Source organism: Sulfuricurvum sp. (assembly GCF_023250475.1).
Taxonomy (GTDB): Bacteria; Campylobacterota; Campylobacteria; order Campylobacterales; family Sulfurimonadaceae; genus Sulfuricurvum.
Window position 1 is genome coordinate 1 of sequence record NZ_JAHFAQ010000060.1, and the last position, 13,556, is coordinate 13,556.

A 13,556-nucleotide genomic window follows, 5' to 3' on the forward strand; every position below is an offset into this window, starting at 1 on the left:
AAGAAATACATGTGAAGCCGTTAATATCCCGGAACATGGCAAGCTCGATTATCTTGGACATGAATGGACTTGCGATAGAGGCTATGAACGTTCTGGAAAGCAATGCACAAAGTTATAATATGTTTTCAATTAAGAAGCGATAGAGACGGTACTGATTGAGTAAATAAAAATTTTAAAAACAGTATAAATGATGAAGCTGTATATTAAAGGTATTCTATGGCTACACAAAAAATCAAATCAGAAAAGCTAGAATCATTTTGTCTCAAAGTAGAAAATTGTGTAAAGATTTTATAGAGTCTAATTACATTATATTCAAAGAGTATAAGAGACTTCATGAAAATCAAAAGGTATATCATTTGAAATTATATTAAGAACAAGATATTTTGCCATCCCTCTTTCATCCTTACCAGTCTCAATATAAGATATATCTGCAGTAAAAGCAGTTGCAATTGGAAATTTCGCACGTATTGGATGAAATGGCGTACTTGATTTTTTAGACTGCATAATATAGTTGAATCTATTTTGTCCATATTTATTGTCCGCTAATCTTACAACATGCGCAATATTTTTTTTACCAACTAGCTCTCTAAACTTTAAATGAGCGCGTACAGTTCCATCTTTTAATCTTTCATAACGTAAAGTATCATTAACATATAAATTTTCAAATTTGCCTATCATTGCTGCTTTTTTCATTGATCCATATAATAAATAAAATGTGATAGCTATTGTGTAACAAGGGATAATCAACATACAATCATCATATATCTCTATATGTGCATATTGTCGTAAAAAATCCTTATAAGCCTGTTCATCCTTAATTAATATGTTATCTTGATGATTAAATACATTAAAAAGCTGTATTAATGGACTATATGGATCATTGTTTACCTTAAATAAATTTGACTTTACATTAGGACTAATACCTATCAAGCCTTCACGTTTATACATATAACCTACTAAGTATTTTTGTCTAATTGATTCCGGATAAATATTATCTACATATACATCTTGTCCAGTATGTAGATTTCTAAAAACTGCTTTAAAACAGTGTGGATAATCCCTCATATTGATATCTGTAACAGCAATAAATGTAAATGAATGTTTTGGATAATCTTTAAAGAAAGATAACTCAGATAAGTAGTAATTGCACAATGGTTATCACTAATTATTGGACATTATCATTAATTAGTGAAAATGACATTTTTGGAAAGCTCATAAGTCATTGCACGTGTATAGGGATTAGGGCGTCTCGTCCCAACCAGCGAGATTTTGGGACGGTTCAGCAATTCTAGGTTACCGCGATAATAGAGTTTTTCCGGAGTGCGTTTCATAACACTAAGCTCTGAAATGGAAAAAGGGATGGTATTGTGCATACAAACTCTTTATTATAGTTGTACAACAATAACCAAAAGGGGTAAAAGATTTAAATATCTGTCAAATTGTCAGATTTGTTCTATGCTGACTAATTTTACCTCTTTTAAAATATCTTTGGATTCTTTGAGTGCTCGTATCGTATCGACCCTAGGATGACCGATAGCGATTGCGGTACCGTAGCGTTTTGCTTTCTCTACCGCCTCCTTGATCTGTTTTTTGACATTCCCTACACCGTCTTGATCATCCAAAAAAACATCCCGTGTCAAATAGCGCATCCCGTATTTTGTGGTAGCTTCGCGCCCTTTGCTCGAAGCAATTGTCCGGCTGTCAACAAACTGAAGCCCCTCATTTTTCATTATTTGAATCAGTTTATCCATCGCCGCTGAGTCTGAGGTGAACTTCGAACCGGTATGATTGTTCATGTAATGGACATTCGGATAGAGTTGCTTGAGTATCTCCAATCGTTTTTCAATCTCCTCTTCGCTGCTGTCGACGTGAAGCGTATTGGGTTCTTCATCATGAAAAGCGACTGCTTCCAAAGGCAAGTGAACCATATACATCCCTTGCTGTTTTGCTAAAACAGCTGAATCGGGATGACGTGAACTGGGGGGGAGAAACGACATTACCAAAGGGAGTCCGGTAGATTGGATCGCCTTTACATCACGTGCGTAAGAGACATCATCTATAATAATTACCAGTTTGGCTTCCGCTCCGGCTGCCTTGGGAGGACGAGAAGGGGGGGGTGGAGGCGGAGCTTTTTTATCATTCGGAGCGTATTCGTGCTGCGGCTTTACCTCTTCATGCATCCGTTCGCGTGCCAATAAATCTTCAAGCTCTTTTTTTAGACGACGTATTTCGTCATCTTGTAAACTCCCTTTGGGCTTAATGAGTGAAGGGTGTCTCTCATCAATTACCGTAAGATCTTTGATTTTCTGAACCAACTTTTGCGTCTGTTTACGTTCAGCGTCCAATTCCTCTTCAGCCTGATGAAACCCTATAAAATATCCGATAAGTATCGCCAGAAGGGTTATTAATAGTACTGAAAGTCCGATAGCAAGCCGTTTTAAAGAGAAAACTTGGAAGAGTAGAGGCTGTTTTTTCATAAAAGAAGGAACCTCTTTCTGTAGAAGTTTTCAGAGCACATGCTCTGAAAAGGGGAATTTAGTTTTTAGTTTGGTCAACGATTTTGTTTTTAGAGATCCACGGCATCATCGTACGTAGTTTAACACCTGTTTGTTCGATCAATGACGCGCGCGCGTTTGTACGCTCAGCATTCATACGCGGATAGCCCGCTTGACCTTCAAGGATGAAATCTTTTGCAAAACGGCCGTCTTGGATCTCTTTAAGGATCTCTTTCATTGCCGCTTTTGATTGCTCATTAATAACACGTTTACCAGAAACATAGTCACCGTATTCCGCTGTGTTAGAGATCGAATAACGCATATCCGCGATTCCGCCCTCGAACATCAAATCAACGATGAGTTTAAGCTCATGTAGACACTCGAAATATGCCAATTCAGGAGCATAACCCGCTTCTGTCAATGTTTCGAATCCTGCTTGAACGAGAGAAACTGCACCACCGCAAAGAACCGCTTGTTCTCCGAAAAGGTCTGTTTCAGTTTCGTCTTTAAACGTGGTTTCGATGATAGCCGTACGTCCGCCACCGATAGCCGAAGCGTATGAAAGTGCCAATTCTTTGGTTGTACCGCTTGGATTTTGTCCTACTGCGATAAGGTCAGGAATCCCGCCGCCACGAACGAATTCGCTGCGTACCGTGTGACCCGGAGCTTTAGGAGCGATCATCGTAACATTGATGTCAGCTGCCGGCTTAATGCGCCCGTAGTGAATGCTGAAACCGTGACCGAATGCAATCGTAGCACCTGATTTTAGGTTAGGAGCGATTTCATTTTTATAGATTTCTGCCTGGTTTTCATCCGGAAGAAGGATCATAACAACGTCAGCGTATGCAGATGCTTCTGCAACTGTCATAACTTTGAACCCTTTAGCTTCCGCTTTAGCCCATGAGCTTCCGTCTTTGCGGAGACCGATAACGACTTCAACGCCACTGTCGCGAAGGTTTTCCGCGTGTGCGTGACCTTGTGATCCGAAACCGATCATTGCCACTTTTTTGCTTTTGATTAATTCGATGTTACAATCTTTATCGTAGTAGACGTTCAATGCCATACAGGTATCCTTAGAGTAAGCTCATAGGCTTAAAATTTGGCGAATTATACCCCACTTTTGCATAAAAAAATATTAGCGCACCCTTATATCATTGTGCTAAATCGTTCGCTAAGGGCGGTTCAACGATCCCGTGCTACAATTCATCCCAAAAAAATAAGGTATATCCATGAAAAAATTCAACCTTTTTAAAGAGATTATCATCGTATCCAAAAACGATTTTTTACGTGCGGCCAATTCGGCAAAGCGATTTGCAATCACCTACAAAGGGGAGATTGTTTTTGAGCCGTTTGAATCCTCACTGATTAGTGTTTTTGAGGGGTCTATCCCTCCCCTCTCTCCACTCTCCGGTGATCTTTCCCGTCCCATCAGCGCTATGCTCGGGGATAATTACCGTGTCGTCGAAGATGATGAGCGGCTCATGATCAAAGCCTCAGTAGCATGGCAGAGTATTATCGGATATAACCAAAAACGGGCGCTGTATGACGATACGACTGGAGACGGGATCGCCGAATTTTCCGATAAAAAACTCGAAGATATGGGATGGCATGCGACGGAATTTAATATCGGCTATCGCGATATTGTCGAGCGGTTTGAAGAAGAATGCGAAGGGATTTTACTCTGTATTGAGCAAGAAGAGCCGTATCAGTTCAGCGGATTGGGATTTGTGTTCGATATTGATCATGCACGCCAAATCGGATTTGAGTATTGTGTAGAAGTTATTAATGAGAAATTAGAAAACGATGAGGATTTTGCCACCCTCACTGAGGATGAAGAAGAAGCCAAAGATTATTTCTTAAGCTGACCCAGATACCGCTCTAAAATAATCTTTGCCGATAGTGAGTCGATCCGACCGTCGCGTTTGTATCGGATTTCCCCCTTCATCAGCGCTTCGGCTTCCTGAGAGGTGTGAGATTCGTCTTGGTAGGCAATCTCGCCGGAGAACTCAACAAGATTCATAAAATGTGCCACTCTGCGGCGCATCTCATCTTCACTGGTGCTTCCCATCGGAATACCGACGACAACCATAGTCGCTTCGTATTCATTCAACACTTTTTTAACATCATCGGCGGCTTGGTTTCGGTTTTTACGTTCAACCGCCGGAAGCGGTGTCACGATTCCTGAACCCGCACTGAGCGCCAATCCGATCCGCTTTAACCCTAAATCAATCGCGATAATAGTTCCCATCATTTCCCCAGACAGAACTGACCGAACATCTTGTCAAACATCTCATCGAGTTCATACGGACGACTGATGGAAGCGACGGCTCGGATCGCGGCATTAATATGAAACGAAAAAAACTCCAATTCGCCATCATTCAGCGGTTCATGCGCTTCGTCGATGGAACGAACGGCATTCTCGGTGGCACTGATCTGACGCTGTGAAATGAGCATCATTTCCTCGCCGTCGTTTTCATAATCCATTAGAGAGCTCAAGGTATTAATCAACGATTGCATTTCCTGTTTACAACTCAACCGTATCGGATTGTAGTGCTCTATCGTCGTTGAATCAAACGATTGAGGTAAATCCGATTTATTCAGGAGAACGATAAACGGTTTTTCATCTCGGTAACGCTCGATCAAATCAATAATAGCACGGTCTTCATCATCGATTGCACGTGAGGAATCAAACAAAGCAATCACCACATCGGCATTTTCGATAGCCGCAATAGATCGTTCGATCCCGATCCGCTCAATCTCATCGTGAGCGTTGCGTATCCCCGCCGTATCAACAAGACGGATCAGATGGGTACCGATACGCACCTGTTCCTCAATCGTGTCACGGGTCGTCCCTGCGATGTCGCTGACAATGGCGCGCTCATAATCGAGAAGAGCATTAAGAAGTGAACTTTTCCCGACATTGGGCTTACCGATAATGGCCACCCGAAATCCCTGCATTAGTCCGCTTCGTCGTCGGCTCGATTCGAGGGTACGGGTGAGGGTATTTTTGATACGCTCCAGTTTCACTTCGATCTGCTCTACGACATCTTGGGGAAGATCCTCTTCGGCGTAATCGATCACCACTTCGGAGTACGCCAATATTTCCAACAGCGAATCACGAATCCCCTCGATGTAGCCGCGCAATTCCCCCTTCATCTGACGGGCTAAAATCCGTGCGGCATCGTCGCTTTTGGCTTCGATAAGAGCAGCAGTCGCTTCGGCTTGGGTCAGATCCAACCGCCCGTTTAAAAATGCCCGCTTGCTAAATTCACCCGGCTCGGCTAAACGTGCCCCTTCAGAGAGGACTGCACGCAACAATGATTCGGCAACGACATATCCTCCGTGACATTGAAACTCTACAACCTCTTCTCCCGTAAAACTGCGCGGTGCTTGAAAATAGATGACAATCGCTTCGTCAATCAATGTGCCGTCGTTATGATGCAAAGAAGTTAACGTTGCGTAGCGGGGCTGAAGTTCTGTTTTTTGGGAGAGTTTTAAAGCAATTCGGAGAGACCCTTCTCCGCTGAGGCGGAGAATAGAGATAGAGCCAACGCCATTTGCGGTGGCGATTGCGGCAATGGTGTCGTTCATCAATATTCGTGATAACTGTTGATAATAATAAACTTACCGCCATCACGGGTAGAGCGGATAGCAACATAGCGATCAGGATATCGGTCACGCAGCTGCTTGAGAGCAATTTGCACCAATACTCCATCCAATACTTTGGTTTGGGCACGCCCGTCTTGATCGATAATATCGCAAACATTGATCAGATAACGGGAAATGGACTCTTCCTGATTTTTTAAAAATTCTGCGATTTCAAGGCGCAGCTGCATTCCGTACACCGCATTGATCCAGTTGAAAAGCATATAAGAGAGCGCTTTATAGCGGTAACCCTCTTTACCGATCATGAGAGCTGCATCCACACCGCTGAATTCGACAAGCAGCGTATTTTCATCGTACACACTGACTTCAATACCGTTAATATCGAAACAGATATCTTTAAAAAGGATATTGATCTGCTCTTTGACTTCATCGGCACACTCTTGAGCAGAGAGCTGGTAGAAATCGCCCTCAACATCGCCCTCTTCCTCAAAATCATCCGCTTGTTCGTAAAACTTGTCGCTTAATACCAATTCATCGGGTTCACTCATCACCGTAAGCGGTTCAACAGCTCGCACGGTTACAGGTTCTACCGCCGGTGGAGTTATAGGCTCTTCAGCGGCGAGAGGAGCTTTTTGGGGAAGGTTGGCAACAATAATCGCCGTTTTCTTAAAAAGTCCCAAGATCCCTTTGGACGGGAACTGAACAATCTCGACTTGAAGAGCGGTGACGGAGCATCCAAACTCCGACGCAGCTTTTGCGTATGCCTGTTCTAGCGTTGGAGCTTCAATCTTTTTCATGATGCTTTTCCGCAAGATGAGCTTCGTGACGTGCTGCGCGCGCCGCTTCAAACTGTTTGTTGACCATATATTGCTGTGCGATTGAGAAGATATTGTTCACAAACCAGTACAACACAAGCCCTGCAGGGAATGTGAAGAAAAAGAAGGTGAAAATAACCGGTAAAAATTTAAAGATTTTTTCCTGCAACGGATCGGTAAAGTTGCTCGGAGTAATTTTTTGCTGATAATACATCGTGGCACCCATCAAAATAGGGAGAATGTAATACGGGTCCATTCGTGAAAGGTCGGTTACCCATAATACCCATGTAGCCCCTTGAAGTTCAACCGCATTCAGAAGAACACGATAAATTGCAAAGAATACGGGAATTTGGAGCAACAACGGTAAACATCCTCCCAACGGATTGGCACCGTGCTTTTTGTACATCTCCATGACCGCGGCATTCATACGTGCCGGGTCCCCTTTGTATTTCTCTTGAACCTCTTTGATCCGAGGAGCGATCTCTTTGATTTTTTGCATCGAGACCATCCCTTTGTGCGTCAAAGGGTAAAGGAAAATACGGATGATAACGGTAAGTGCGATAATCGACCATCCCCAGTTACCGAGAAGTCCATGAAGCCACATCAAGATTTTGAAAATCGGAGCCGCAACAAACGTAAACCAGCCGTATTCGATAGAATGGGTTAGAACCGGATTGATAGCTTCGAGTGTCTTATGCTCTTTCGGCCCGATATAACCGTTGAAAGTGAAGTTATTGCTTCCTTCGAGATACGTTACCGGATTGCTGTTTGTATCACGATCGACATATACCTGAGTCTCTTTCGAAAAACCGTAGATGATTGATGCATAATATTGATCAAACGACGAAGCAAAATGGACATCGGTAAAAATCGAACGTCCCTCTACATCTTTGTCTTTAAAAATAGTGGTCAGATTATCGCCAGAATAGATCATCCCCCCCACAACCGTCATCATTTGCTCAATCACTTGAGGATGTTGTCCTAGGTAAACAAAATAGTGTTTTTCATTGGAAAGGGCTATTTTTGCATCGTAATGGCCATCCGCATAAAACGTCAACGTTTTACTAACCGTTACTTCCGGAAGGTTTTGGGTCAACGTCACAACCGCTTTGCCGTTCTCACCCAGCGTAACATTATTAAGATCGCTCGAATACGGTGTTTTTGATGCCGCGACGTTTAACGCCTCATCACCGAATCGGATATAGAGAGGTTTTGCACCGACCGGAGAGATCAGTTCAGCAAGTTTGCCGTCTTTTCCGTTATGCTTTTTGTTACTCAAGATGACTGACGAGATACGTCCGAGTGTATCGATTTTGAGGGTAAACTCTTTGGACGTTACGGTCGTCAATGTATCCGTAGCCGTTGTTTGAACCGCAGAAGAACTTTGCGCTTCTGTGACTGCTTCTTTAACCGAGGTTGAGGGTTGTGAAGCAACTGTTGTAGAAACTGTTGTTTTTGTCGCATTCGCTTCCGAATTGAGAGCTTTCGACGGAAAAATCGTTGTATATCCTATAAAAAAGGCAAAAGATAAAGCGACGGCAACGAGGAGTCGCTGATTGGGAGTAAACTTTTCTAGCACTGTGACCCTTTAAACTTAAAATTTTTAATCAGAAAATAATTCTGTTGATATGGAACAAACCAGTATTTTATCGTATTTATGGAGAGTTCGGAGGGTTTTATCGTCGGTTTGTTGATAATCGGATAATCAATACCGCCGGGAAAAAGCTGATTGCACCGTAAAATTCGTAAAAAAGTGGAAATAAATGCGCGTGTAAGGGAGTTACGCTCAAACTGCCACAGGGCATATTCGGAGCATGAAGGATAGTGACGACACGAACCGCGCGTCACCAAAGAGAAAGAGTGCCGATAGAGCCACAGGAGCTTAAGAAAGAAGATTCTTATCATCACCTGATCCAGCCATAGCACCCGTCCGTTTTAAAACATATTTGCAGTCGCGTCGCACTGTATCGAAAGGGTTGTCAAATAACCCTCTCTTGGCGACAAAAACGTACCATCCGTCTTGTACAGAAGGCGAGAACTCATCAAAAAGAGCCCGAAGACGTCTCTTGCATCGATTTCTCACCACTGCATTTCCGACTTTTTTACTGGCCGTATATCCAACTTTTTTTTCTCCCGTTATCGGAAGATAAAACAACGCAATAGAAGTGCTGTGCGCATTCTTACCGCGTTGATAAACACGTTGAAACTCGCTGTGAAGCTTCAACATCGAAAAGCTATTTAGACAGCCAATCGTTTTCTACCTTTAGCACGACGAGCGTTTAATACTCGGCGGCCGTTTTTTGTAGCCATACGTGCACGGAAACCGTGGGTACGTTTACGTGGCGTATTATGCGGTTGGTATGTTCTTTTCATAAGCCATTCCCTTTAGAAATTTTTAGCACGCAATAATAGACAATTCTTACTTAAAGATCGATTAAGTTTCATAAAAGCTTGTTAAAACAATCGTGAAAACAGCCGATATTGTCACCAACTTTCAATCTTATACAAGGTATATGTGATGACCACTGCAACTTCTCTGGACGCTTACCGCTCTCATGAACTTACTATTTACATGAAAACCAGCAGCGGAGATGCCCTCTCCCTCAATTTTCAAAATGAGCAATCTCTCTCGCTAACTCAAAAAGAATCGGACAAAAGCAAAGAACAATCGTTCTCATTCTCGTCTATGCAGGCATTTTCATTTAATTTAGAGAGCAACGGAATCACCGAACAAGATCAAAAAGAGATCGATTCTTTTATGAAAAAAGCTCAGCCGTATATCGATAAATTTATGAAAGAGTTGGAAGATCAAAACCAAACCTCACCGATCAATAAAGTCGCTTCGGATGTGACAAAACTGATCGGAAATCTGAAAAATAGCGATGAAAATGTTAAAAACAGTGCGAAAAAAGGGGTGGTCGATCTGTTCGATAATGCCGTAAATAACGTCAAAAGTAATGACAAATTGCTTGAAGAAGCCCAAAAACTGCTCAAAAAAGTACTCGACGGATTCGATAAACTTTTTGAGCCGTTATACGCCTAAAAACGCCGACGAAGCAAATCCCTGCCTCGTCGCTACGCTCGCTAGCCGCTATGACACGCAAGCTTGCCTCATTCGAGGCAGTAACCATCAAGGATTTAAAAAATCCCGCAAAGTCGGCATCACCGACTGCCCTTTAGGGGTTTCACTCAAACCTAATGAGGGCTTGAGTTTCATGTGACAATCTCTGCATTCACGGATAACCGCATGTTCCGCTACGCGTGAACCTTCGATTTTTGCGATCGGATGACACGCAAAACAATCGCTTCCGCAATCGGCCATCTTCTCCGGATTGGCACTGTGGCATTGTATACACATCGTCATCGGTTTATGGCGATGATCGTTATCGATATTTTTAAGAAGTGCGGGGTGACAGGTCATACAATCGCCCGTACACCCCAAAAGCTGCAACAATACTATTAAAAGCAATCCAATAATTTTCATGACGCAAATTATGCCACAGAAACGGTAATCTCATCTCCGACTGCATCGAATGCGACAAACGAACCTTCATCCACCTCGCCGCTGAGAATAAGATCGGCCAAACGGTCTTCGACGATCTCATACAGTGCCCGTTTAAGAGGACGCGCACCATAAACCGGATCGAATCCCGCACTTGCAATATAGCGTTTGGCACTCTCGGTGAGGGAGAGGGTAATATCACGCTCTTCCACTTTGGCCGCAATCTCTTTGAAGAAAAGATCGACAATGCTGAGAATTTGTGCCTCTCCCAACGGATTAAAGACCACCACATCATCCAAACGGTTCAAAAATTCCGGTTTAAAATGCTGTTTGAGTTCGCCGAGCACCATCTCCTCCAACTGTGGATCGCCGTGATGCGCCATGATCTTGTCGCTCGCGATATTGGAGGTCAAAATAATAATCGTATTGGTAAAATCGACGACAACCCCTTTGTTATCGGTCAGACGTCCGTCATCAAGTACCTGTAGCAAGACGTTGAAAACGTCCGGGTGCGCTTTTTCGACCTCATCGAATAGAATAACGCTGTAGGGCTTGCGGCGTACCGCTTCGGTAAGCTGTCCCCCCTCATCAAACCCGACATACCCAGGAGGGGCACCGACGAGGCGTGAAACGGCATGTTTCTCCATGTATTCGGACATATCGATACGGATCATCGATTCGCTGCTGTCAAAGAGAAATTTTGCCAGCGTTTTTGCCGTCTGCGTTTTTCCCACACCCGTAGGGCCGAGAAATAGGAACGATCCGATCGGACGGCTCTTATCGGAAAGCCCCGCTTTGTTCCGTTTGATCGCACGGGCTACCGCGTGGGTTGCACGCTCTTGTCCTACGACATCGCGATTTAGCTCATCTTCAATGTGAAGAATCTTCTCTTTTTCGCTTTGGAGCATTTTGTTCACCGGAATCTTTGTCCAGCGGCTCACAATTCCTGCAATCGAAGCTTCATCAACGCTGTTTTTAAGAAGAGTACCCTCAGCCAGCATCAGTTTCCAACGCTCTTGAAGCGCTTTTTCCTCTTCAAAGAGTTTAGGGATCTGTCCGTACTCAATCTCGGCCGCTTTATTAAAATCGGCCGCTTGTTTCGCACTTTCGGCTTCACGGCGTTTGGATTCAATCTCGGCCTTGATCTTGGCGACCCGCTCGAACACCTCTTTTTCATGGGCGAACTGAGACTCCAAACTGCGTCGCTCTTCCCCGGCATCGGCCAGCTCACGTTCAATCTCTTCAAGACGTTTGATATTCGCAACGGACTCTTCCATTTTGAGAGCTTCTTTCTCGACTTGCAAATGGGTCAGTTTACGTTTGATGGCAGCGAGGGCATTCGGTTCGGATTCGATTTGCATTTTCAGCTCGGCTGCCGCCTCATCGATCAAATCGATCGCTTTGTCGGGGAGAAAACGGTCGTTAATGTAGCGATCAGAGAGCTTTGCCGCCGCAACCAATGCCGAATCGGTAATGGTGACGTTATGGTGGGATTCCAAACGCTCCTTCAATCCACGCAAGATCTGTAACGACTGGTTGACACTCGGCTCATCCACATTTACCGGTTGGAAACGGCGCTGCAATGCCGCATCTTTTTCGAAATATTTGCGATACTCTTTGAGCGTCGTTGCACCGATAGTGTGTAACTCACCGCGGGCTAATGCCGGTTTGAGGATATTGGCCGCATCCATTGACCCCTCAGATGCTCCAGCCCCGACAATCGTGTGAATCTCATCGATAAAGAGGATAACATTCCCGCTCTTTTTCACTTCATCGATTACCGCTTTGAGACGATCCTCAAATTCTCCGCGGTATTTCGCCCCGGCGATCAGAGCACTCATGTCCAGTGTTACCACCCGTTTGTTCTGGAGGCTCAGAGGAACTTCTTTGGCAACAATACGCTGTGCCAGCCCCTCAACAAGAGCTGTTTTACCGACTCCCGGTTCCCCGAGGAGAATCGGGTTATTTTTGGTTTTACGGATCAGAATCTGCATCATCCGAGAAATCTCTTCATCACGTCCGATCACGGGAGAGAGTTTCCCCTCTATCGCCTCACGGTTTAAATCAATTCCGTATTTCTCAAGAGACTCTAGATTTTCATCGGCGGTTTGAGACTCGATTTTTTGCCCCGCACGCGAAGCTTCAAATGTTTTGGCGAGTTCACGCAAATCAATGTATTTGCCCAGGATCGATTTGAACGGATCGTTTTGAAGATTGGCTACGATATAGGTATCAATTGCCAAAAAGCCATCTCCGTTTTCCGCCATCTCTCCTGCACTGATTTCAAGCGAATGGGCAAAATTTCGGGACAGACGAATATTCTCTTTGCTGACGCTAGAGGCACTCGGAAGTTTGGACGCGGCACTTTTAACATCCAGTTCAATTGCCGTTTTATCCACGCTCATTTTGGTAAGCATTTGATTGAGCGGAGAGTTGCTGTTAGCCAGCAAGGCCCATAAAAAGTGGATCGGTTCTACTTCGCTGTTTTTATTGTGTAACGCGAGAGAGATCGACGATTCGATCATCTCGGTCATTTGGTGGGTTAGTTTTTCAAAAATATTGTTTGACATAAAATTCTCCTAGTTGAGTTACAAGAATTATAATACTTTGAGTCAATTGTTGTCAAGTCTTTTAAGTAAAATCTTTTAGACAAGAAAAGCAGACAGCACACCGATCGCACCGCCAAATACTCCGCCCCAGACAACCAGCCATCCCAAATGCTCTTTCATCAGCGAATGAAGCATCTCTTTGATCATCACCGGAGTGAGTTCTGCAAGACGCGATTCAACAATCTCCCCGATCGACGCACTTAAATGAGCGCCCCCTTGGTGCAAATGGGTATTGAGGGCATTCATAAACGATTCACTCTGCGCGATCTCAATCGTTGAGCGTTTGATCTTCTCTAAAAACGGCTCTTTGAGTTTAGCGATAATCGATTCGCCTCCAAACATTCCGAGCATTCCTCCCATCGGAGATTCCATCACACTTTTGACAAGGGCTTCATAAGCAGGGCTAAAATCAGTCTCTTCAATGATCGGAGCCAAATTAATCGTCCGCTCTTGGGATTGAACAAATTTTTCTATTTTTTCCGGAGTAAAGAATTGTTCCATAATAAGTAGTTTAAGCGCCTCACGTATC

16 protein-coding genes are annotated in these 13,556 nt (G+C 43.9%); 2 read left to right on the top strand and 14 right to left on the bottom strand.

Annotated elements, in window-relative coordinates; translation table 11 throughout:
* Positions 1 to 312: 312 nt before the first annotated feature.
* The 4 genes from Q0C19_RS06965 to ilvC form a co-directional block, all read right to left on the bottom strand.
* Positions 313 to 1,152 carry a hypothetical protein gene (locus Q0C19_RS06965; protein WP_295054366.1) on the bottom strand — a complete coding sequence of 280 codons (840 nt, stop codon included), beginning with the start codon at positions 1,150 to 1,152 and terminating at the stop codon, positions 313 to 315.
* Positions 1,153 to 1,181: 29 nt separating this feature from the next.
* A complete protein-coding gene (locus tag Q0C19_RS06970; protein ID WP_295054370.1) occupies positions 1,182 to 1,373 on the bottom strand; it encodes a DNA-processing protein DprA in 192 nt (63 codons plus the stop codon).
* Between the two features lie 69 nt (positions 1,374 to 1,442).
* Positions 1,443 to 2,477, bottom strand: a complete 1,035-nt coding sequence (locus Q0C19_RS06975) for a divergent polysaccharide deacetylase family protein (protein WP_295054373.1) — start codon at positions 2,475 to 2,477, stop codon at positions 1,443 to 1,445.
* 58 nt (positions 2,478 to 2,535) lie between these two features.
* Complete coding sequence (gene ilvC, locus Q0C19_RS06980) at positions 2,536 to 3,558, bottom strand: ketol-acid reductoisomerase (protein WP_295054376.1); 1,023 nt, start codon at positions 3,556 to 3,558, stop codon at positions 2,536 to 2,538.
* A gap of 166 nt (positions 3,559 to 3,724) precedes the next feature.
* Here ilvC and Q0C19_RS06985 point away from each other — a divergent pair, with 166 nt between their 5' ends.
* Entirely contained in the window at positions 3,725 to 4,360 is a 636-nt protein-coding gene (locus tag Q0C19_RS06985; protein ID WP_295054379.1) for a hypothetical protein, read from the top strand.
* Here Q0C19_RS06985 and ruvX read toward each other — a convergent pair.
* The 7 genes from ruvX to rpmH are packed head-to-tail and all read right to left on the bottom strand — an operon-like array spanning position 4,345 to position 9,289.
* Entirely contained in the window at positions 4,345 to 4,743 is a 399-nt protein-coding gene (gene ruvX / locus Q0C19_RS06990) for a Holliday junction resolvase RuvX (RefSeq protein ID WP_295054382.1), read from the bottom strand. The genes Q0C19_RS06985 and ruvX overlap by 16 nt on opposite strands.
* A complete protein-coding gene (gene mnmE / locus Q0C19_RS06995; RefSeq protein ID WP_295054409.1) occupies positions 4,743 to 6,092 on the bottom strand; it encodes a tRNA uridine-5-carboxymethylaminomethyl(34) synthesis GTPase MnmE in 1,350 nt (449 codons plus the stop codon). Before mnmE ends, ruvX begins: the two co-directional genes overlap by 1 nt.
* Entirely contained in the window at positions 6,086 to 6,898 is an 813-nt protein-coding gene (locus Q0C19_RS07000; RefSeq protein ID WP_295054385.1) for a Jag N-terminal domain-containing protein, read from the bottom strand. The genes mnmE and Q0C19_RS07000 overlap by 7 nt, the downstream gene beginning before the upstream one ends.
* Complete coding sequence (gene yidC / locus Q0C19_RS07005; protein ID WP_295054388.1) at positions 6,885 to 8,495, bottom strand: membrane protein insertase YidC; 1,611 nt, start codon at positions 8,493 to 8,495, stop codon at positions 6,885 to 6,887. The genes Q0C19_RS07000 and yidC overlap by 14 nt, the downstream gene beginning before the upstream one ends.
* Complete coding sequence (gene yidD / locus Q0C19_RS07010) at positions 8,489 to 8,821, bottom strand: membrane protein insertion efficiency factor YidD (protein ID WP_295054391.1); 333 nt, start codon at positions 8,819 to 8,821, stop codon at positions 8,489 to 8,491. The genes yidC and yidD overlap by 7 nt, the downstream gene beginning before the upstream one ends.
* A complete protein-coding gene (gene rnpA, locus Q0C19_RS07015) occupies positions 8,799 to 9,143 on the bottom strand; it encodes a ribonuclease P protein component (protein WP_295054394.1) in 345 nt (114 codons plus the stop codon). Before rnpA ends, yidD begins: the two co-directional genes overlap by 23 nt.
* 11 nt (positions 9,144 to 9,154) lie before the next feature.
* Positions 9,155 to 9,289, bottom strand: coding sequence for a 50S ribosomal protein L34 (rpmH, locus tag Q0C19_RS07020; RefSeq protein WP_013459438.1), 135 nt, complete (start codon positions 9,287 to 9,289; stop codon positions 9,155 to 9,157).
* Positions 9,290 to 9,434: 145 nt separating this feature from the next.
* On the opposite strand from rpmH, the gene Q0C19_RS07025 reads away from it, so the two are divergent.
* The gene (locus Q0C19_RS07025; RefSeq protein WP_295054396.1) at positions 9,435 to 9,959 is read left to right on the top strand and encodes a hypothetical protein; all 525 of its coding nucleotides are present in this window, start codon (positions 9,435 to 9,437) and stop codon (positions 9,957 to 9,959) included.
* A gap of 87 nt (positions 9,960 to 10,046) precedes the next feature.
* On the opposite strand, the gene Q0C19_RS07030 is transcribed toward Q0C19_RS07025, so the two are convergent.
* From Q0C19_RS07030 to Q0C19_RS07040, 3 genes are all read right to left on the bottom strand, one after another.
* Positions 10,047 to 10,400, bottom strand: a complete 354-nt coding sequence (locus Q0C19_RS07030) for a hypothetical protein (protein WP_295054399.1) — start codon at positions 10,398 to 10,400, stop codon at positions 10,047 to 10,049.
* Between the two features lie 8 nt (positions 10,401 to 10,408).
* Positions 10,409 to 12,988 (bottom strand): AAA family ATPase, encoded by a 2,580-nt coding sequence (locus tag Q0C19_RS07035; RefSeq protein WP_295054402.1) that lies wholly within the window; start codon positions 12,986 to 12,988, stop codon positions 10,409 to 10,411.
* Positions 12,989 to 13,063: 75 nt separating this feature from the next.
* Positions 13,064 to 13,556, bottom strand: a 493-nt coding sequence (locus Q0C19_RS07040; RefSeq protein ID WP_295054405.1) for a DUF445 domain-containing protein, incomplete at its 5' end; no start/stop codon positions are given.